Here is a 21969-nt window from a genome sequence, read left to right as displayed (position 1 = left end):
ATTACAAAGAAGCAGAATATTCAATTAAATCAACGATTTTAGTTGAATAACCCATTTCATTATCGTACCAAGAAACAATTTTTACAAAGTTTTCGTTTAATGCAATTCCTGCATTAGCGTCAAAAATTGAAGTACGAGTATCTCCAACAAAATCTTGAGAAACTACTAACTCTTCAGTATACCCCAAAACACCCTTCATAGAACCACTTTCAGAAGCTGCTTTCATTGCTGCACAAATCTCTGCATAAGTAGCTGGTTTTTCTAATTTAACTGTTAAATCTACAACAGAAACATCCATAGTTGGAACTCTAAACGCCATACCTGTTAATTTCCCATTTAAAGCTGGAATTACTTTACCTACGGCTTTGGCAGCTCCAGTAGAAGAAGGAATAATGTTATGTATAGCAGAACGTCCACCTCTCCAATCTTTCATAGAAGGACCATCGACTGTTTTTTGAGTTGCCGTAGCAGCGTGAACAGTTGTCATCAAACCTTCAGAAATTCCCCAATTGTCATTCAGTACTTTAGCAATAGGAGATAAACAATTTGTGGTACAAGACGCATTAGAGAAAATTTGTTGATCGGCTGTTAATTCTGTATTATTTACACCCATTACAAACATTGGTGTGTGATCTTTAGAAGGAGCAGATAATACTACTTTCTTAGCACCAGCTTGTAAATGTTTCCCTGCAGTTTCTTCTGTTAAGAAAAACCCGGTAGATTCAATTACGTATTCAGCACCAATTTCATCCCATTTTAAATTTGCTGGATCTCTTTCTGCTGTAATTCTGATTTCATTTCCGTTTACAACTAATTTACCATCTTTTACTTCAACAGTTCCATCAAATTTACCGTGAACTGAATCGTATTTTAGCATGTAAGCTAAATAATCTACATCCAATAAATCATTTATCGCTACTACCTGAACATTATCTCTTAAAACAGAAGATCTAAATGCTAATCTTCCTATTCTTCCAAATCCGTTAATTCCTACTTTAATCATATTATTTATATTTATTTTTTCTAAACAGACATTATATCTGAAACTCTTATTAATTCTTTATTTATTTTTGATTGTCCTTTTATTGCTTTTTCTAAGGGCGTCACAGTAATTTTATCATTTATTAAACCAACCATTAAATTTGATTTACCTTCTAACAAACTTTCTACTGCTTTTACTCCCATTCTACTGGCAAGGACTCTATCAAAACAAGAAGGAGAACCCCCTCTTTGCATATGTCCTAAAACAGAAACCCTAACTTCGTATTCTGGCAAATTTTCTTCTACGTAATCTTTTAATTCAAAAACGTTTTTACCAATTCTATCTCCTTCAGCAACAATAACAATACTAGAAGACTTTCCAGATTCTTTACTTCTTCTTAAAGACTCTAACAAACGTTCTAAGCCTAAATCTTCTTCTGGAATTAAAATTTCTTCTGCTCCAGCTCCTACACCAACATTTAATGCAATGTGACCTACATCTCTGCCCATTACCTCTACAAAAAACAATCTATTGTGAGATGATGCTGTATCTCTAATTTTGTCAATTACATCTACAACTGTATTTAAAGTTGTGTCATAACCTAATGTATGAGAAGTTCCTGCAATGTCATTATCAATAGTTCCTGGAATTCCCATGACCGGGAAACCAAATTCTTGGTTAAATACTAATCCCCCAGTAAAACTTCCATCTCCACCAATAACAACTAAAGCATCTATATTCGCTTTTTTTAATTGCTTGTGTGCTTCTTCTCTACCTTCTTTGGTTCTAAAATCCTTTGATCTTGCAGATTTCAAAAAAGTTCCTCCTTTATTAATAATACCTTTTACACTACGCGCATTTAATTCTATAAAATCACCTTCAATCATTCCTTGGTATCCTCGATAAATACCTGCACATTCTATACCATAAAAAGCACATGTTCTTACAACAGACCTAATTGCTGCATTCATTCCAGGAGAGTCTCCTCCAGAAGTCATGACTCCTATTTTTCTAATTTTCTTCATAATTTAACGGTGTAAAATTAACTCTTTTTAGTGATTTAAAATAATAAAACTACGAAATCGTTTTAGCCTTAAACCCTCAATTTAAAAGGGAAATAGAGTTATTAAATCGACAAGGTTTTCGTTTCTTTCAAATAAAAATTAAAAGGAAAATAAGTTAATTATTTTTGTTTAAATTAATTAACTTATTTGCTTTGAGGTTTAAGGAATCTTTTTTTAATTTTTTAATCTTTTTATTCTTTGATTTATTCCTCAAACCAATTTTAGTAAATAATCCAGATAAATTATTGAAATTTACTTGATAAGATAAACCAACACCTTGTGTGTAACCCTCTTCTTCTGCCGAGTATTGTATTTCATTCTGACGATTAAAAATGGTTCCTCTAAAATTACCTTCTTTATTTAGTAATACTTCAACTTTTACTTCACCTACAACACTAGACTGTGTTTGTGCTCCAACGGGCACTCCAACTTTACCATTAATAATTACCCTATCACTAACTTGAGTACTTACAGACACATCTACTTGATTGTCTATATTTAAACGATCAACATCATTTCCTCTTTCTCCTTGCTGATAATCCACCCCTAGTTGAAATTTACTATCTGGACTATTTAATAAACTAGAAAATGCTGCAGCAATTGCACTTGAGGCTGTGCTTGTTAAGGTGTTATTTACATCAAAATTGACTACATCAGGATTTCTAAATGTTCCAAAAGCTAATAACGAAATAAATTGAGTAGTTTTTTCATTTACATCATTATCATTTAAAATAAACTCTAATTCACTTGCAATTGTTGGATCTACATTTGTTAATTCGATATCTAATTCTTGTTTAGAACTAAATAAACCTCCCGTAATTTTAGTTACTAAATCTATTTCTTCCTTTCTATTTGAGCTAAAATTTTCTAATAAGATTGCAGGGTTTGCTTTGGCCTTATAAATTGCTGTAACATCCAAATTAGCTTCATAAGGATCTCCGTTCCAAGAGACTGTTCCTCCTTTTTGAATTACAAAAGGCTTATTAATGATACCTCCATATTTAAAATCATATACACCACTATTTATAGTATAGTCTCCAAACATATTAAACTTCCCTCTAGTATTAATTCTTATTTGTAAATTACCAGAGCCTCTTCCCGTTAACTGGCTTCCATTAATCTCATCAATTACAACTTGTGCTTCCGCATCCTTTGTTACTTCTATATCAATATTTAAAGACAAGCCTTTTAAGGCTTCTTGAGCTATCTCTCTTTGCTTATCTTCAACTAATATTTTATTGGACTTAAAATAAATTAACTTGTAACTATTTACTGTCTCAATATCTTTTAAAGGCACTACAAACTTAGTTCCTGGATTAGTTTTCGCATTTATATCTATAGTTAATTGATCTGTTAAGCCAGAAATACTTGCCGTTCCATTCATAAAAGCTGTCCCAAAATAGCTAGCTTCTTCTTTGTCTTGTGTATCCAAAACCAATAAATTATTCGTATCAATTTCTAAATCTAAAAACCACTTTTCAAAATTTTGATGAGAAATACTACCCAATAATCTACCTTTAGTTTTATGCTTTATATCTTGTAATTTTATGTCTTCTAAAATAAAAGATTGCTGCATCAAAGAAATAATGGATTCACCTTCAAAATCATAATCTATATTTAAATAAGGAAATTTTAAACCTGCATTTTTAAGACGTAAAGTTCCTTCCATATCCGGGTTTCTTAAAAACCCTTTTAGATTAAAATTCCCTGAAACACTTCCTCTTATAGATGAAATTACATCTTTTCCTAAAGGACTAAAGGCTTCTAAAGCATATTCTTCTAAATAAACATCTAAATCTATTAGCGGTCTTGAATTAGAGAAATCTATAGCTCCAGTAGCTGCAATACTTTTTACTTTATCATTATTAATAAATAAATCTACATTGTACTCCTCAAAAGAATTATCTCCTTTAATATTGATTGCTAATTCTCCTTGTTTAAAATCATTTACCTCAAAATCCTTTATAACTAAAACTGCTTCAGGATTATAGACCTTATCTTTTTGAACAAAATCTATGTTCCCAGAAACTTTTCCTTTTAAAGACAAACTATCAATTTCTGGCAAAAAGCTTTGTAATTTTACTTTTGTAAAATCGGCTAATAACATCTTTTCTGAATCCCCTTTCAACTTTCCTGTAAATTCGACTTTTTGCTCTCCTGAAACTAATTTAAATTTGCTGAAATTAAATTCATTCTTTTTTAAATCAAAAATAATTTTATCCGGATTTTCTTTATTGGGATTAATTTCCCAAGCATTATTTTTAAAAACAAAAGTTGATTTTTGAAACCCAATTACGGATTTTGCTTCTGGATTGATCGTATAGAAAAAATCCAAGTTAAAGTTTTCATTTTTCGTTTTTCCTCCAGTAAATACAGATTTAAAAAATAAGGTATCATTTTGAGTTAAATTTAATAAATTTAACTTAGATACATTATAATATTTAGTATTAAACTCTGATGCTGTTAAATGCGAATTATAGAGAGGATTTTGATTGTCTGTCCTTAATAAAACATCTTTCAATTCATTACCATATAAATCTATTCTAGGTGATAAAAATGTTAGTTTTAATTGATTTTTATTCGATTTAACTTTTCCTTTAATTTTAGTTTTATCATCGATATAAATTTCTGGAAAAAACACATTTACGATTTGATTGTAAACTGTAAAATTAAAATCTAAAAACTGATTTGGAGCAACCTCAAAACTTTGATAATTCGAATAAATACTACCCAAAGCATTTTGTGCAACTTTTGGTAATTCCGAAAAGGTAAACTTACCTGTTATGTATCCATTTGCAATATCTTTCGATTCAACATCAATTCTTTTTATACTATCTTTTAGAGAAGAGGAAACTTTAAATTCTTTAAAACTAAATTCTTTTTTTTGATTCGTATAAAAAACATTTTTAAAAATAGCATTTCCAATAATGTCATCAAAAGTATTACCTTCTATATCCAGCTCAATTTTACCTTTTAATTCAGCAATACTATCTCTAATAAAAAGATTTGTTTCTCTAAGGTTTAAATATTCAATATCCGACCTAAAATCGAATTTATGAATTGCAGAGGACAAATCTGCTAACCCTTTAAAATTCATTTTAAAATTGTCATCTGCAATAATTAAGTCTCCATCAAATTTATTGTTTTGATACTGCCCATTAGCCGCAATATTCTTGTAAGTATAATTTTTAAATTGAAATTCAGAAACTTCACCAATAAACGAAGTCATGATATTATCTATCTTAAAACCACTCCCAATTACATCACCTTTTAAAGAAATAGTGCCAAACAACGGATCATTAAAAAAGTATCCAAGATCAAAATTATTTAATTCTATTTCACCATTATATTTTGCATAATCTATATCTCCAACATTGGAAATTTGTAAATCAGCAATGGCAGCGCCAATTTCTGAACTTACATTTACAGTTGCCTGCATTTTATCTGGGGTAACTCTTACTTTTCCTTTTAAGGTAAATTTACCAAATTTATCAAATTCTGTTGGTAAATTTTGACCTAAAACGTTTGGTAAAATATTTTTCAACTCTTTATAAGTTGCTGTTAAATTGGTTAAATCCCCATCAAAAACAAAACCTCTTTCATTTGCTATCGAATTTACAAATGATAACTTTCCTTGAACTTTTATTCCACTTCTAGAAGAGATGTTAAGCTTTGTTAAGTCAAAATTATTTAGCTGACCAGTAACATTTCCTTGAAAATCTAAAATATCATTTCCACTTAGTTCTTTGTAAAATTTCTGAATGTCTTCTATTGCAATTTTACTTTTACCAAAACGAGCTTTAATCTTTACTTTATCATTAAAGTATTTTAAATCTTCTCTTTTGTAAATGAAATCAATATTTCCCTTAATATTTGTTTTTTTTGTTTGAAGTCTCGTATTTTTAAAATGCATTGCATTAGGGGAATAAGAGAAGTTTGTAGTTAAATTAGTAACTTCTAACCCGAATAAATCAGAAAAATATAAACCTCGAATATCTATTGCAACACTAGGTCCAACAATTGCTAAATTTTGTAAATTTCCTCCAATATTTTTAACAGCATAATTTATAGAATCTTTATTATTCGCATTAATTATTTTGAAATTTAATTCATTCACATACACATTTGATGCCCTTAAAATAAAGGGGTTACTTAAAGAGTCTTTCAGGGTACCATCGTCAAAAGAAGCAATAAATATTGACATATTATCGTCTTCTTCACCCTTGTAGGTTTTCATATGGTAATTTGCACCATCTAGAGAAACACTTTCTAAGTTTACTTCATTTTCTATAATTTTTTTTGCGTTTAAAAGTGAAGTACTTAATCTTTTTACAAAAATCAAAGTGTCCTTATGATGATCTCTTATTTCAACGCCTTTTAATTGCACACTTCCCAAAAAAGATAAATCTATTTTTTCAATATTGAGATTTGTACCCAAATTTTTGTTGATTCTTTTGGTTACATAATTTCCTATTTTAGTTTGCACTGCAGGTATGGAAAGTAAAATACTAATCAACAGTAAGAAGAGTGCAATGTACCCTAGCCACGTTAGTATTTTTTTTCCTGCTTTTTTGATGATTTTTTATTTAAAATAGATGCAAAACATATTCTATGATAATCAAAAATGTTACCATTCATTACAAAGAACGTGCAAATTTAATAAATATTTAAATTTCTAATCTTAAAAAAATGGAACGTGGATAAAATTATACTTAATTTCGCGATCATCTATAGCTCTTTAATGGAAAAATCAGTTTATATTTTAGGAATAGAATCTTCTTGTGATGACACAAGCGCTTCGGTAATTTACAATGGAAAAGTATTAAGCAATGTTGTTGCAAATCAAGAAGTGCACTCTAAATATGGAGGAGTAGTCCCAGAATTAGCCTCTAGAGCCCATCAACAAAATATTGTCCCCGTTGTACAACAAGCTTTAGAACAAGCTAATATTAAGAAAGAAAAATTATCTGCGATTGCATTTACGAAAGGCCCAGGTTTAATGGGGTCTTTGCTGGTTGGTACATCCTTTGCAAAATCTTTAGCATTAGGTTTAAAAATTCCTCTCATAGACGTAAATCATATGCAAGCTCACATTTTAGCACATTTTATAAATGACGAGCAAAATAAAATTCCTGTTTTTCCTTTTATATGTTTAACCATTAGCGGAGGGCATACACAAATTGTAAAAGTTTCTGATCATTTTAAAATGGAAATTTTAGGAGAAACTATTGATGATGCCGTTGGTGAAGCTTTTGATAAATCAGCAAAAATTTTAGGACTACCCTATCCTGGAGGTCCTTTAATAGATAAATATGCGAAATTAGGAAACTCGAAAGCATATAAATTTACCAAGCCCAAAGTAGGCGATTTAGATTTTAGTTTTAGTGGTTTAAAAACAGGAATTCTCTATTTTATACAAAAACAACAAAGAATAAATCCGAAATTTATTGAAGAAAACTTGGGCGATATTTGTGCTTCTATCCAAGATACAATTGTAGAAATTTTGATGGATAAATTAAAAAATGCGGTAAAACATACAGGTATAAAACAGATTGCTATAGCTGGCGGTGTTTCGGCAAATTCAGAAATTAGAAGCAGACTAAAATTAGCCGAAAAACATTTTGGATGGACAACCTATATCCCTAAATTTGAATTCACAACAGACAATGCTGCAATGATTGCTATTACTGGATATTTAAAATATTTAAATCAAAATTATGCTGATGTTTCTGTAACTGCAAAAGCACGTTTAAAAGTTACAGAGTAATTTATGAGAAATTTACAGAACAGACTATTATCTAACTTATATTACTTTCTTTTTTGGATCGTATATTTTATTTTTGCAAGATTATTTTTTCTAGTTTATTATTTTGAAAAATCACAAGATCTTGGTTTAACAACAACTATAAAAACCTTCTTTTATGGTTTACAATTAGACGCTTCATTTGCAGCTTATATCTCTTTTGTTCCTTTTTTACTAATATGCTCCTCAATAATTATTGAAGCCAAAATTATCTTCAAAATTATAAAGTGGTACACCATTCTCGTCCTATTATTCATTAATTTAATGTTATTAATTGATGCTGGATTATATCAGGCATGGGGCGTTCGTGTCGACACATCACTTTTACCCTATTTAAATACACCTCAATTAATGATTTCTTCAGCATCAACTTTTCAGTTGATTTCTGGCGGACTTTCTTGGATTTTGATATCCTATACTTTTATCAAATTATTTGAAAAAATACAAAATAAAAATAGTAAAAAAATCAACTTTGGAAGTTGGTTAGAAATTCCACTTTTTTTGCTAATCACAGCAGCTTTAATTATTCCCTTGAGAGGCGGGTTTCAAACCATCCCTGTAAATCAAAGTAATGTATATTTTTCTAATAAAATGTTTGCAAATCATGCTTCAGTAAATTTTATTTGGAACTTTTTTAACACACTTACGCACAAATCTGACGGCACAAATCTTTATAAATATTTTGATGATGACACTGCGATTAACATTATCAACAAAACAAAAAATCAGCTCTTAACAGCAAATACAGATTCAATTTTAAATACCTCTAGACCTAATGTCATTTTAATTCTTTGGGAAAGTTTACCTGCAAAAATTGTTGGCGCTTTAGGCGGGGAACCGGATGTAACTCCTAATTTAAATAAATTCTCCAAAGAAGGAATTTTATTTACTAATTTTTATGCAAATGGAGATAGAACCGATAAAGGAATTCCTGCTGTTTTAAGTGGTTACTATCCACCACCGGTAAGAAGAATTATGCGCATGCCTAATAAAACTAGAAGCTTGCCAATGTTACCGAAGAAGATGATAGATTTAGGGTATAAAACCTCTTTTTATTATGGAGGAGATTTAAATTTCGGCAATATGAACACATATTTAAGAAATGCAGGAATTACCGATTTTGTTGACGGAAATGAATTTGATAAAAAAGATTGGAACTCAAAATGGGGAGCGTATGACCATGTTTTCATGAAACGATTTGCAAAAGATTTATCAACCAAACAAGCAACACCTTTTTTTAAAATAGCTCTTACTTTAACGAGTCATGAACCTTATGAAATTAAAGGCAAGTACAAATTCGGGAAAGACACGGAAGATAATAAATTTAGAAGTGCACATCATTATACCGATCAAGTAATTGGTGATTTCATAAAGTTTGCAAAAAAACAAGATTGGTATAAAAACACATTAATCGTTATTATGTCTGATCATGGACACAGTTCTCCAAAACATGTAGGTCCTTATTTTTCTCCTAAAAAATTTAGAATTCCGATGTTATGGCTAGGTGGTGCAATCAATAAGCAGCATAAAGAGATACATACAATTGCCAGTCAAGTGGACTTTTCTTACACCCTGTTAGACTTATTAAAAGAAGACAACAAAGATTTTATTTTCGGAAAAAACATCTTTAATACTTCCGATGCACAGTTTGCTCATTATACTTTTAATAAAGGCTTTGGCACACTCACAAAGAATAGTCTTTTTCTGTATGATTATGTGAGTAAAAAATCAATTTTAGAAACCGGTGAGAATTCAAAAAAACTAGATTCTCTGGGAAAAGCTATTACCCAAAACTCGTATGAGGATTTTTTACAAAGGAAATAATATTTATGTTTTTAGGTAACTCTTTATCAAACCACTTTGTTGCTTTGTACTGGGTACTTTAAAGTCGAAGTATTTCTGCAAAGGAATATCAAATCCTTTGTAATTTAAATAATTATTTAAGGCAGTATTTAATCCTTGGCTATATAAGTGGTGCTTTGCTCCTTTTAGATCTTCATGGTACAAATCATTCTCAGCAAAGCCGTCAAATTTTGGTCCTGTAATCTTAATCTGAAATTCTTCAGGGTTTTTACCCACAGGACTATGACTAGTGCAAGCAAACTGATGCCAAAAAGCGGATTGGATACAATTGTGTTGAAATAATTGTCTAACAACCTCTAAAGAATCAATTGTTTCTTGTTCTGTTTCTGTAGGAAAACCAAACATTAAATACGCATGTACCATAATATTTTCATCAGAAAAAGCTTTGGTTACTCTCGCTACTTGTGCTATATCTACCCCCTTTTTCATTTTAGCCAATAATCTATCTGAAGCAACTTCTAAACCACCGGTTACAGCAATACATCCTGATTTTGACAATAAAGAACAAAGCTCAGCTGTAAAAGTTTTTTCAAATCTAATGTTGGTCCACCAGGTAATATACACCTCTCTTTCAATTAAGGTATTTGCTAAAGCTCTTAGCATTTTAGGTGGAGCAGCTTCATCAACAAAATGAAAACCAGTAATACCTGTTTCTGATATTATTTTTTCAATTTTATTAACCAAATCGGTCGCTGTAGTATTTTCGTAGTTACCAATATAGTCCAAAGTAACATCACAGAAAGAACATTGTTTCCAGTAGCATCCCCGAGAAATTGTTAATTTATTCCATTTTCCATCAGACCACATTCTGTGCATCGGATTCATAACATCTAAAAAAGATAAATATTTATTTGTTGGAAGTCCAGCATAACTCGGAGCAGGTAAATTTTTGTGATGGAATATAGTATTCGGTATTTTATTAGCGTACACAACTTTATTATTTAATAGGAGATAAGTTCTTTCAAGTAAATCTTCCGCTATTTTACCCGCTAAAAATTCGGTTATTTTTAATAAAGGTCCTTCTCCATCATCTAAAGAAATAAAATCAACAAAATTAAAAATTCGGGGGTCAGATAATCGTCTTAACTCGGTATTACAGTATCCACCTCCCATGGCTATTTTAAGTCCTGGATATTGTTTTTTTATAAATTGAGCGCATCGTAAAGCCGAAAATAAATTACCTGGAAAAGGAACTGTAAAACAAACTAAATCATAGGTGTGTTGTTGTAATTTTTCATCTAACAAATACAACATTTCATCCTCTATTAAAGTAGTTTCGTATTGCAAATAGCTATCAATAGTATCAAAACTAGAGGCTGTTCTTGCTATTTGTTCGGCATAGCGTGTAAAGGAAAAAAATTCATCCACATTCGCATTAATAAAATCTCCTAATTCTTCAACAAACAAGGTCGCTATATGCTTGGCTTTATCTAAAATTCCTAATTTGCCAAACTCAGTGGTTAAATCGTTATCTAATTTAATACGCCTATGACCATGAGGCAAGTAATCTTTATGCACTATTTGATAAGCAGCGGTAACTTCTTGTGCTCGTAAATAATTCATTACAGAGTCTACTTTATTTATATACTGTTGCTTTTGCTGATACACCAAAGGAAAGTCTTTGTTACCCAACATATCTGCTTGTTTAAAAATAGCATGTATAAACTCTTTGGTAAAGACTGCTGTAAAAAGCTCGATACTTAAATCCATTTGCGTTGCTTTTACCTGCTTAGACTCTAAAAACCCTTTGATATATGCAGTTGCCGGATAAGCCGTATTAAACTGGGTAAAAGGTGGAGTAATTAAAAGAGTATGGATAGACATATGTAATAAATAGACAGCAAATATACTCTTAAGACAGTAACTTTTAAGCTGAATTAATAAAACTCTTTAAATTGTCATTGCTTTTTATGTAACATATAAAAAGCTAGTTATCAAAGTGTCATTAGTGAAAATTAAATAAATTTAAGTTCTCCTAATCGTAAAAATGAAGAAATTATCTTGAAGAAGTTTATTTTTTTAACAAGTTTAATTTCTATCAACCTTTATAGAACAACCAATTGCTCTAGTTTCTGTCTTTTCAACTTTATCGCCAGTTAGTAAAGAATCCACAGCATTTTCAACATACTTTTCTGTTACTGCATCAGGGTTTCGAGAGCTGTTATCAATAGCGCCAATATATTCAACTTTCATATTCTTTTTGTTCACAATATAAACATGTGGTGTTTTTGATGCTCCAAATTTTGGATATACTTTTTGACCAGCATCAAACAAATATGGAAACGTAAATCCTTTTTCTGCTGCTCTAACTTTCATGTCATCAAAACTATCTCCTTTAGAAGCCTTCGGGTCATTAGGGTTTATGGCAATAATAGGATATCCTTTTGATTTATATTTTGCATCCAAAGCTATAATTCTATCTTCATTCGCTACTGAATAAGGACACATATTACACGTAAAAATGATAATAAATCCTTTTGCCTCTTTATAATCAGACAAAGAAACCATGGTATCATCAATATTTTTCAAAGTAAAATCTTCGATGATATCTCCTATTCTATAACCTTTTTCAGTTTTTAAAGTAAAGGAAACTGCTGAAAAAGTAACAACTGCTATCAATAATACTATTTTAATTGTTTTCATAATATGCTAATTAATAAAAGTTTGTAACTCTTTTTCTAATGTTTCATAATCAAAGGAATGCTCATAAAACTTACGTTTATTTTTATTGTAAATCAATGTTGCAGGGATAGCCCCACTCCAATTTTCATCAATCGCTTTAATCCAAACATCTTCATTAATATCATCTAATAAAACTACTTTGGAATTTAATTTACGCTTATTAATAAAAGGTATTAATTTCTTTTCAACTTGTTTCGGAAAATCTAAACTCACCAACAAAACTTCTACATTTTTATCATCATACTCTTTTTTTATTTTTTCGAAATAGGGTAACTCTTTTACACAAGGTGCACACCAAGTTGCCCAAAAATTAACAATATAAGTCTTACCATCATTCTTCTCTAATAATGGTTTTAACTCACTATAAGTATATGTTTTAACGGATGATACTTGAAGGTTTTTTTCTTTAGAAGTTTCTTTAACAACCTCTTTTTTGCAAGAAATAAATCCTAAAGAAATCAATAATATAACGAGTAATTTTTTAATCATTTTATAAAAATACCTATTTTAAATTTTAATAGAAGATAATTATTTGATTGTTAACAAAAAAACTTCAAAAAAGGAGTTTATGAGGTTTTCGAATTATCTTTTACAGCTCGTTAATCAAAAATATCATTCAACACTTTTGCCAAACGAATTCCACCTTTTTGTAATTGCGTTCTTACGGTTCCAAAATGATTGTAAGAATATCTGTAGCGTAAATTCTCTCCTTTTTTCACTGAATTATAAACTTCATTTGTTACTTCATGTACTTCATTGACCCAATCAATAACGGTTCCTTTTTCTATAGATTCTTTTTGTCTTTTTGATAAATCATCTGCGTTATCAGCCAATTCAATATAACTCATCTCCCAATCATCGATCATGTTTGTGTCCCAAACTCTGTGTAAATTTGTTCCTCTTCCAAACCACTCAACTTGTATGTTATTTCCTCCTTTATCTTCTTTTCTTCCAATATGCATTGGTTGATGTAAATCTCCAATCAAATGAACTAACATTTTTAAATGAAACACTTTCTCTTCTTCAGAACTCATTTTATTTTTTAAAACACCTATGCAAGCATCAATTCCTGTAACTAAATCTCCTTTTGGATTTTTCTCTGCTTCTTCATAATTCTGATCCAAATTCATATTTACGTAATGCCAAGAATAATACTTATTATACTTCTTGTCTGATTTTATCTCATCTGCATAGGTGGAAACAAATGCTAAACTTTGTCCTTTCAATAATTTATCTATACTTCTTTTAGCTTTTCTAGTAAGATGTTTTTCTGCTATTTTACCCGTTACTCTATGTCCATTTTTTCCCCAAAAAACTGCTTCATCAGAAGAATTTTTCATAAAAAAAAGAAAAGGAATTAATACTAATAACTTAATTTTCATTTGAATCGTTTGAATTTAATTTGCAGCTAAAGTATAAAAATAATTACTGAATTATTTGTTAAATTAGAAAAAATAACCATACCTTTATGATATCAAATTAATATCAATATAAATTTATCTTATGAAAGTGGAAAAAATAATTAAACCAGCAAATGGTTATTTAATGTTATTAGTCGTTTTATTATTATTTTTTGGAGGCATAGTTTTAGTAATTATGCAAGAAAGTTCTATGTATTTAATACCTACATTGTTTGGTTTTATAGGCTTTTTTGGATTTATTTTAGTGAATCCAAATACATCAAAGGTTATTTTACTTTTTGGTAAATATGTTGGTACGATCAAAGAAAATGGTTTGTATTAGGCAAATCCTTTTTTTACAAAAAAGAAAATATCCTTAAGAGCTAGTAACTTTGATAGTGAACGTTTAAAAGTAAATGATAAACTTGGAAACCCAATAATGATTTCTACCATTTTGGTTTGGAGAGTTACAAATACGTACAAAGCTGCTTTTGATGTGGATAATTACGAAAACTTTGTACGCGTTCAAACAGATGCTGCGGTTAGAAAATTAGCTAGTATGTATCCATATGATAATTTTGCAGATGAAGGTTCTGACGAAGACATTACATTACGGTCTAGTGTAAATGAAGTTTCTGAAGCTTTAGAGAAAGAAATAGACGAGCGTTTATCTATAGCAGGAATTGAAGTTTTAGAAGCAAGAATTGGTTATCTAGCCTATGCACAAGAAATTGCAAGTGCTATGTTAAAAAGACAACAAGCAACAGCAATTGTAGCTGCTAGACATAAAATTGTACAAGGTGCTGTTGAAATGGTAGAAATGGCTTTACATGAGTTAAGTGAAAAGAAAATAGTTGAGTTAGACGATGAACGAAAAGCCGCAATGGTTAGTAATTTATTGGTTATTTTATGTGGAGACAAAGAAGCTTCACCAGTCGTAAATACAGGTACTTTAAGTCATTAATTTTTATTAGCTCTGAGTAAATAAAAACGAATAATAATAAAAAATGAAAGAATATAAAGTTATACAACCAAAGCTAGGAATAAGAAACAGATTTGAAAAAATGGAAGTTTTATTAAATCAACATGCAAGAGAGGGTTGGATTGTTAAGAATATCGGTGAACATTGGTCTAGTATTATTTTAGAAAGAGATAAAAATAGATAATGAAAATTTTTAAAGAGGAGCAACGTTTTACGCAAACTTGGTTAATAGTTCTTTTAGCCATGAGTATCATAGTTCCCATTGGAATTACAATACAAGAATATGCGAAAGAAAATACTAAAATGACCACCAATGAATTTGTACTGACTTTAGTAGGTGTTTTAGTTTCAGTCTTATTTATTTTCTTTTTTAAACTAACCACTAGAATTGACGAAAAAGGAATTCATTATCAATTTTTTCCATTTCATTTTTCTTTAAGAACTATTAATTGGTTAGAAATCAATTCTGCAAAGGTTAGAACTTATGATCCTATTGGTGAATATGGAGGCTGGGGTCTAAAAGGTGGTTCTTTTTGGAATAAATCTAAAGGGAAAGCCATCAATATTTCTGGTGATATTGGTATTCAATTAACACTAAAAAACGGTAAAAAATTATTGATAGGAACTCAGAAAGAATCTGAAGCGAAAAGAGTTCTAGGCACATATAAAAATAAAATTATATGATACGAATTATCTCTTATTTAATGGCTTCTGTTTTTGGAATTGTAATCTCTTTTGCTCAAGCAATTGTAAAAAAATAACATGGCAAAGAAAAAAGCTTTTGCGTTACGCTTAAATGAAGATATGATGAAATCCATTGAAAAATGGGCTGCGGATGAATTTCGATCCACAAATGGTCAAATTGAATGGATGCTAATGCAAGCATTAAAAGAGGCTAAAAGAGAGCCTAAAAATAAGGATGAGTAAAATTTAGCCAAATAAAAAAGAGGCCATAACTTTTACTTAAACTCAAAACCTCCTGATGTGAATACGTTATTATTTAAAATAATTCTATTTATTTTTGAAAATACTTAGGAATCAATTCTTTTAATTTCTCTAATGTTTCAGAGACCGTTAAATCACTCATGCCACCAGAAGCGTTTGCATGTCCACCTCCATTAAAGTGCTCTTTTGCCAAAACATTTACCGGGTTTTCTGCACCTTTAGAACGGAAAGAAATTTTCATAATTCCATCTCGTTCTGTAAAAACAATAGCAGCTTTCATTCCTTTTATAGATAAAACCAAATTCGCTAAACTATCTGTATCTCCTTTTTTATACTTGTACTTCGCCAGTTCTTCTTTTGATAAAGAAATAATACCAACATTATTATCGTGTAAAATTTCTAGTTTTTCACTCATTGCATAGCCTTGCAAACGCAAACGGTTTTCTGTATTATTATCACTTAACTTTTCATGAATTAAATGATGTTGCACTCCTGCAGCTAGAATTTTAGCTAAAACTTCATGTGTGTGTGGTTTCACAGAGTTGAATCTAAAACTACCAGTATCTGTTAAAATACCTAAGTATAAAGGTGTACCAATTTTTTCATCTATTAACTCTAAATGTCCAGATTGCTCTATTAAATCTACAATTAATTGAGACGTAGAAGATGCCGTTGTTTCAGAAACTGTTATTGTAGGAAATTCTTCAGGATTCAAATGATGATCTATCATAACTTTCTTACAAGTTGCTTCTTCTAATAAGGCTTGCATTTCTGGCCCTACACGATTCGTAGCATTGTAATCTAAACAAAAAATTAAATCTGCTTTTTGCATTTCTAATGTTACTTGTTCAGGATTTTCTTCCATCAAAATAATAGACGAAGTATCTAACCAATATAAAAAACCTGGAGCTTTGTCTGGATGACAAACAACTGCTTTTTTACCTAGTTTTTCTATAAAATGAAGCAAACCTAATGAAGAACCAATGGAATCTCCATCTGCAGATTTGTGCGCTGTAATAACAATATGAGAAGCCTCTTGAATTTCTGCTTCAATTTGTTTGTAAATATTCATGGATTGTATTTTGGACAATTGCCAATAAACTGACAATTCTATCTTTTTTTAAAAGGATGTAAAGTTAGGTTTATTATTGGGTAATGATAAGAAGTAATTGAAGTTTAATGAAGGTGAAATTATTTAAAGATTTTTTTTTGAGAAAAAAATTTAGATACTTCGCTACGTTTAGGCTAAGAAATGTTGCGGTTGGTAAACTGTAATTTTCCGCTGTTAGTTTTGCCATATAAACTTAATCGAATTTTCGCATTTAGCATCGTTTAGCAATTTTTTTTAGCCATTATTGTAATTTGTTTCATTCAATTCAATAATTCTTGTTTACAATCAGATTTGCACTTGATACGTTACAAGTAAACAGCTTGAAATGATTAATATGTTTATAAGAGCTCGAATTGTCCAAGTGAATTTTGAATAGTCAATTTTTGCATAATCACCTATGATCACACAAAAACCCATTAATAAAAACCAAGGAGTTAATACTAATGCAAAATCCCATCTTACTATCATTATTACTAAATCATGTAAAAAACCACAGAATGCAAATGTGACTAAAAGAGACAAAGCCGGAGGAAAGATGATTTTAAGCGGTTTAAAAATATATTTTCCCAAATAATAACTCCAAATAGGATTCCAATATTTCCAAAATTTTGAAAATTTTCCAGCTCCCAAAGAACGAATCATCATATTGCGAAGTGAATTACTTGCTCCTAGCGGAACACCGTTTCTTTTTTTTATATAATCAGATAAATTCAAATTTTAAGTTATTGTTTTGTTGAGTTTAATTAATTACACCGTTACTAAGAGTATAAAGTATTTCGATCTTTTATATTCGTACTTAGCGAAGTTCAAATTTTACTCTTTTAAAAACAAACTAAATTATAAATCTGGCTCATCAATCAATCCAATTTTTAAAATCTTTTACGCGCTCTCTACTCACAATAATTTCTGATTCGTTATGCGAATGTAAAACTAATTTTAAACGTGAATTAGAATATGAAATAATGTCTTTTATCGCATTTATGTGAACTATAAACGTTCGGTTCACTCTAAAAAAATCTTCTGGATCTAATTGTTCTTGCCAATGTTCTAGAGAACTATCCAAGAGATAATTTCTATTTACTTTTGTATGAATGTACGTTGATTTATTTTCACTGTAAAAACATTCTACTTCATCGATATGAATAATTTTGATATGTTGCCCAACTTTAATTGTCAGCCTTTTTTTGAATTTACGATCAACCGGATTTATCAATAATTTACGAATGTCATCAATATTTACCTGAACATCTGTTTGTTTTGGTCGATTCTCCTTAAACTTATCTACAGCTACTTTTAACTCATCTTCATCTAAAGGTTTTAACAAATAATCTATGCTATTGAGTTTAAATGCTTTTAATGCATATTCATCATACGCAGTGGTAAAAATAATAGCAGATTTTACTTCAATTTCTTCAAAAATCTCAAAAGACAATCCATCAGAAAGTTGAATATCTAAAAATATTAACTCTGGATGTTCATTGTTTTGCAACCAATTTAAAGACTCTTCTACAGAATGTAACATTTGCTGAACATCTATATTAAGCAAAGCTAACATTCTATTTAACCTCCTTGCTGCTGGCTTTTCGTCCTCTATAATTAATACATTCATTTTCTGATAGGTTTTTAGATTTCTCTTTATAAAGTGATAATAATAAAAGAAACTTTACAAACTTGAAATTAATTTCACTTTTTCATAAATTCATCAATCTTTCTTTCTTCCCAATCTTTACCAAGTATATGAGAAAAACCAAAAGTCTTTAAAGCATGAAGTCCTAAAAATATTCCCCAAATTAACCAAATAGGTATATGCGTAAAATCACCAACATCAAACTGATTACTTGCTATAAAATTTCCTATAAGTTTAAAAGAAAAACTCCAAATAAATGTTAAAAACAAATTTACCAAAATATAAATTACAACATGTTCATAGAACTTTTTAATTTCTGCTATTCTTAATTTTGCTTTTAATAATTTTTTCTCATTTAAGTTTTCCATCTCTTTAAAATTTCTTACTATTTTCTTCTTCTTTATCCATCAATTCTTTAATTTTCTTCTCTTCCCAATCGCTTCCAAATCCTAAAGATTTAAAACCAAAAACTCCTAACCAATGAAAAAATATTCCTATTCCCCAAAAAATCCAAGTAGAATAAACACCAAAGTTCGAAAGAATTTCATCAAAACTATCACCACTTTGTGTTAATCCAAAAATAATAATGCCACTAAGAAAAAGATTTACCAATACGTACACTATTAAATGGATATAAAATCCTTTTATCTCTTTCACTCTCTTTTTTGCTCTAATAAAACGATTCTCTGATATAAAATTATTTTCCATGATTCTTGTATTTAATATTTTGCTCATTCATTAACTCTTTAATCTTCTTTTCTTCCCAATCTTTTCCAAAACCTATTTTATTAAATCCAAAAACGGCTAACCAATGAAAGAAAATACCAATTCCCCAGCCAAGTAACGAAAATCAAAACCAATGAAAACCGGGAACAAATACTAAATTAACACCAACTATTATAGGCATTGTAGCGATGTAAAGAAATAAATGAATGTAAAATCCTTTAATCTCTTTTACTTTCTTTTTAGCTTTAATATATTCTTGTTCTTTTATAAAATTTGACACCATATTATCTAATTATTCTCATTCATAAATTCTTTAATCTTTTTCTCTTCCCAGTTTTTTCCCAAACCTAATAACCTAAATCCGAAAACTGATAACCAATGCATGAAAAGTCCTGTTCCCCAGCCTAAAGCAGAAAACCAAAACCAATGAAATTGGGGTTCAAATTTTAGGTTTACAAAAATAATTATGGGTATCACTAAACAATAAATTGTTAAATGTGTGTAAAATCCTTTAATGTCTTTTACTCTTTTTTGCGCTTTATAATAACGCTGTCGTAGTGTCTGATCAGATTCCATTATTACCTTCTATTATCTTGTTGATCCATATATTTTTTAATCTTTTTCTCTTCCCAGTCTTTGCTCATAAACAGATTCAAACCAAAAATATTTAATGCTTGAAAAACAATTCCTATTCCCCAATACAACCAAATTTTATAATTATGATAATCCAAAAAAGCTTCCTTAAGAGTATCTCCATCATTCATGTCACCCGCTATAAAAATAGCCGTTAGAAATATATTTACAACAACATAAGACACTAAATGTTTATAAAACTTACCTATCCTTTCTACTTTTTTACGAGCTAAAATATATTTTTGTTCTTGTGTATTTCTCTTTTCCATTATCTTGTTCTTTTATGTTGTCTCTCTTTATTCATCATTTCTTTAATCTTTTTATCTTCCCAGTTTTTGCCCAAGAAAATATTGTAATTATTCACTTCTAAAAAGTGAAAAGTTAATCCTAAACCCCATCCAAATATTGGAAACCAAAACCAGTGAAAACCTGGTGAAAATCTTAAATTGATAAAAATTAAAAAGGGAATTACTAAGCAATACGAAACTAAATTTTGATAAAACTCTTTTAATTTCTCTACTCTTTCAACTGCTTTTACGTATTTACTGTTTTCTATATCTTCTGTGTACATACTGTTATCCATTTTATAAAGGAGAGGTAAACTCACCTTAAAAGTTTTGTTATTATTTTCTATTTTAACACCCTTTTGTGTAATTAACCCATATCTATCCGCGATGTTTTGTAAACCAACTTTAGTACTTTTTCCTATTGTTTCTTTCGGGTTGATATTGTTTTCTATAATTAAATAATTATCTTCTTGATAAATACTTACTATTAAAGGTTTAGAAGGAGAAACCACATTATGTTTTACTGCATTTTCTAATAAGAGTTGTAAAGAAAGTGGCACAATTTTTAACTCATTATTACTTATAGAATCTGGAATATTAAATTTTACTGCATCTTCAAAACGCATTTCTAATAATTGCATATACGTTTTTGCAAACTTTAATTCTTCTTCAATTGGTACTAAATCTTTATTTCGTTGCTCTAAAACGTATCGATATACTTTAGATAATTTTGTGGTAAATTTCTCTGCCTGATATGGATTTTCGCCAATTAAACTCGTTAACACATTTAAACTATTAAATAAAAAATGTGGATCTAGTTGATTTTTTAAAGACTCGAATTTTGCCGTTTCTGTTTTTGCAACAATCTCTTGTCTTGTAGTTTCTTGACTTACAGATGCTTTCCAATTAATCATAAAACCACGTGCATGAAAAAAAGTAGCAACTCCTAAGGAAATAATAACAGTAAAAATGTGTACATAAAGTAGAAAGCCAGTAAAAAAACTTTCCACCTTCAAGCCTTGTAAAACTATAAATTGTATATAATTAATTACTAATACTGCTATAATTGTATACACTACAGTTGTAACAACTCCCGCCCAAACTCTCTGATTTGTTTCTGCTATCCAACTCCACTTTTTATTAAGAAAATCGTTTATAAGAGCGTTTCCAAAACCGAGTCCAAAAGAATACAAGCAAGAAATCAAAAAAATATAGGCGATTCCTTTTAAATTAAATTGCTGTTTAAAAACTACAAAAATCAGGGTAAAAATTAGTGCAATTTTTAAAGTAAGAAAAATACTTTTTTTTAGTTTTACTACAGAAAACGTTGTTATTTTTTTCATTTCTACTTCTATGCTTAAATTATTAAAATTTAATATCTAAAGATACATTTTTATCAATAACAACAAATTTTGCATCTTCAAATTTTGGAGGTCCAAAATTCATTACATTGTTAGATGATCCATAATCCTCTTTGGGCATTCCATTAGATTGAAAATCCATTTTATTATTATCATTTTTGTCGTGATAACAAATGATTGCATATTCTCCTGCTGAGATGTTTTCAAATATGGCAATACTTTTTCCGTCTAAAATTTTAGATTCTAACCCTTTAATTGGTTGCATTCTAAAATTAGTTTTGTTATATAGAGCAAATCCTACTTTTCCTGAATCCGAGGTTACATTTACAACTGTTGCTGTAATTGTGTGATTTTGTGCAGCTATTGTACTTGTAATTAATAATATTAGTGTTGTTAAAAAGGCTACGATAAGTTTCATAATTTTAAGTTTTAATTGTTTATTATGCTACAAATATGAAATAGATTTAAAGTTTATTAAATTAAAAAATACTGAGTTGTATTAA

Annotated in this window: 21 protein-coding genes and 2 pseudogenes; 6 read left to right on the top strand and 17 right to left on the bottom strand. The window is 29.5% G+C overall.

Annotation, left to right across the window (positions count from 1 at the left end; all coding sequences use genetic code 11):
- Position 1: 1 nt before the first annotated feature.
- The 3 genes from gap to BLT88_RS06970 all read right to left on the bottom strand — a co-directional run bounded on the left by gap (position 2) and on the right by BLT88_RS06970 (position 6562).
- A complete protein-coding gene (gene gap, locus BLT88_RS06980; protein ID WP_036786085.1) occupies positions 2–1003 on the bottom strand; it encodes a type I glyceraldehyde-3-phosphate dehydrogenase in 1002 nt (333 codons plus the stop codon).
- A 20-nt stretch (positions 1004–1023) separates the two neighbouring features.
- Positions 1024–2010, bottom strand: coding sequence for a 6-phosphofructokinase (gene pfkA, locus BLT88_RS06975; RefSeq protein ID WP_036786082.1), 987 nt, complete (start codon positions 2008–2010; stop codon positions 1024–1026).
- A 151-nt stretch (positions 2011–2161) separates the two neighbouring features.
- On the bottom strand, positions 2162–6562 hold the full coding sequence (locus BLT88_RS06970; RefSeq protein WP_091953892.1) for a translocation/assembly module TamB domain-containing protein: 4401 nt from the start codon (positions 6560–6562) through the stop codon (positions 2162–2164).
- Positions 6563–6787: 225 nt separating this feature from the next.
- Here BLT88_RS06970 and tsaD point away from each other — a divergent pair, with 225 nt between their 5' ends.
- Positions 6788–7813: a tRNA (adenosine(37)-N6)-threonylcarbamoyltransferase complex transferase subunit TsaD gene (tsaD, locus tag BLT88_RS06965; protein ID WP_036786075.1), complete on the top strand. Its 1026-nt coding sequence runs from the start codon at positions 6788–6790 to the stop codon at positions 7811–7813.
- 3 nt (positions 7814–7816) lie between these two features.
- A complete protein-coding gene (locus BLT88_RS06960; protein ID WP_091953890.1) occupies positions 7817–9673 on the top strand; it encodes an LTA synthase family protein in 1857 nt (618 codons plus the stop codon).
- A gap of 3 nt (positions 9674–9676) precedes the next feature.
- Here BLT88_RS06960 and BLT88_RS06955 read toward each other — a convergent pair whose 3' ends face one another.
- From BLT88_RS06955 to BLT88_RS06940, 4 genes are all read right to left on the bottom strand, one after another.
- The gene (locus BLT88_RS06955) at positions 9677–11536 is read right to left on the bottom strand and encodes a radical SAM protein (protein ID WP_091953889.1); all 1860 of its coding nucleotides are present in this window, start codon (positions 11534–11536) and stop codon (positions 9677–9679) included.
- Positions 11537–11740: 204 nt separating this feature from the next.
- Positions 11741–12355, bottom strand: coding sequence for a thioredoxin family protein (locus tag BLT88_RS06950; protein WP_091953887.1), 615 nt, complete (start codon positions 12353–12355; stop codon positions 11741–11743).
- A 6-nt stretch (positions 12356–12361) separates the two neighbouring features.
- Positions 12362–12883, bottom strand: coding sequence for a redoxin domain-containing protein (locus tag BLT88_RS06945; protein ID WP_366132455.1), 522 nt, complete (start codon positions 12881–12883; stop codon positions 12362–12364).
- A 110-nt stretch (positions 12884–12993) separates the two neighbouring features.
- A complete protein-coding gene (locus BLT88_RS06940; protein WP_091953886.1) occupies positions 12994–13776 on the bottom strand; it encodes a S1/P1 nuclease in 783 nt (260 codons plus the stop codon).
- A 121-nt stretch (positions 13777–13897) separates the two neighbouring features.
- Between BLT88_RS06940 and BLT88_RS06935 the strand changes: the two are divergent.
- From BLT88_RS06935 to BLT88_RS06925, 4 genes and pseudogenes are all read left to right on the top strand, one after another.
- A pseudogene (locus BLT88_RS06935) lies at positions 13898–14758 on the top strand (SPFH domain-containing protein).
- A 43-nt stretch (positions 14759–14801) separates the two neighbouring features.
- Positions 14802–14960, top strand: coding sequence for a DUF4177 domain-containing protein (locus tag BLT88_RS14135; protein ID WP_157691155.1), 159 nt, complete (start codon positions 14802–14804; stop codon positions 14958–14960).
- Positions 14960–15460: a hypothetical protein gene (locus tag BLT88_RS14245; RefSeq protein ID WP_172824272.1), complete on the top strand. Its 501-nt coding sequence runs from the start codon at positions 14960–14962 to the stop codon at positions 15458–15460. Before BLT88_RS14135 ends, BLT88_RS14245 begins: the two co-directional genes overlap by 1 nt.
- A 78-nt stretch (positions 15461–15538) precedes the next feature.
- Complete coding sequence (locus tag BLT88_RS06925; protein WP_091953884.1) at positions 15539–15703, top strand: Arc family DNA-binding protein; 165 nt, start codon at positions 15539–15541, stop codon at positions 15701–15703.
- A gap of 88 nt (positions 15704–15791) precedes the next feature.
- Here the strand turns inward: BLT88_RS06925 and BLT88_RS06920 are convergent, their stop codons facing one another.
- The 10 genes and pseudogenes from BLT88_RS06920 to BLT88_RS06875 form a co-directional block, all read right to left on the bottom strand.
- A complete protein-coding gene (locus tag BLT88_RS06920; protein ID WP_091953883.1) occupies positions 15792–16793 on the bottom strand; it encodes a bifunctional oligoribonuclease/PAP phosphatase NrnA in 1002 nt (333 codons plus the stop codon).
- A 324-nt stretch (positions 16794–17117) separates the two neighbouring features.
- Positions 17118–17546, bottom strand: a complete 429-nt coding sequence (locus BLT88_RS06915) for an MBOAT family O-acyltransferase (RefSeq protein WP_197675640.1) — start codon at positions 17544–17546, stop codon at positions 17118–17120.
- Between the two features lie 139 nt (positions 17547–17685).
- Positions 17686–18441: a LytTR family DNA-binding domain-containing protein gene (locus BLT88_RS06910; RefSeq protein WP_091953881.1), complete on the bottom strand. Its 756-nt coding sequence runs from the start codon at positions 18439–18441 to the stop codon at positions 17686–17688.
- A 74-nt stretch (positions 18442–18515) separates the two neighbouring features.
- Positions 18516–18827, bottom strand: coding sequence for a 2TM domain-containing protein (locus tag BLT88_RS06905; RefSeq protein ID WP_091953880.1), 312 nt, complete (start codon positions 18825–18827; stop codon positions 18516–18518).
- Between the two features lie 4 nt (positions 18828–18831).
- Positions 18832–19194 carry a 2TM domain-containing protein gene (locus BLT88_RS06900; RefSeq protein ID WP_231959934.1) on the bottom strand — a complete coding sequence of 121 codons (363 nt, stop codon included), beginning with the start codon at positions 19192–19194 and terminating at the stop codon, positions 18832–18834.
- Positions 19157–19468: pseudogene (locus BLT88_RS06895) on the bottom strand (2TM domain-containing protein). The gene BLT88_RS06900 and the pseudogene BLT88_RS06895 overlap by 38 nt, the downstream one beginning before the upstream one ends.
- Positions 19469–19473: 5 nt before the next feature.
- A complete protein-coding gene (locus BLT88_RS06890) occupies positions 19474–19761 on the bottom strand; it encodes a 2TM domain-containing protein (protein WP_091953877.1) in 288 nt (95 codons plus the stop codon).
- Between the two features lie 2 nt (positions 19762–19763).
- The gene (locus BLT88_RS06885; protein ID WP_091953875.1) at positions 19764–20087 is read right to left on the bottom strand and encodes a 2TM domain-containing protein; all 324 of its coding nucleotides are present in this window, start codon (positions 20085–20087) and stop codon (positions 19764–19766) included.
- On the bottom strand, positions 20087–21448 hold the full coding sequence (locus tag BLT88_RS06880) for a 2TM domain-containing protein (protein ID WP_091953874.1): 1362 nt from the start codon (positions 21446–21448) through the stop codon (positions 20087–20089). Before BLT88_RS06880 ends, BLT88_RS06885 begins: the two co-directional genes overlap by 1 nt.
- Positions 21449–21470: 22 nt before the next feature.
- Entirely contained in the window at positions 21471–21884 is a 414-nt protein-coding gene (locus BLT88_RS06875; protein ID WP_091953872.1) for a DUF2141 domain-containing protein, read from the bottom strand.
- Positions 21885–21969 lie beyond the last annotated feature (85 nt).

The organism is Polaribacter sp. Hel1_33_78, assembly GCF_900106075.1.
Classification (GTDB): domain Bacteria; phylum Bacteroidota; class Bacteroidia; order Flavobacteriales; family Flavobacteriaceae; genus Polaribacter.
This window is presented reverse-complemented; position numbering and strand designations above follow the sequence as displayed.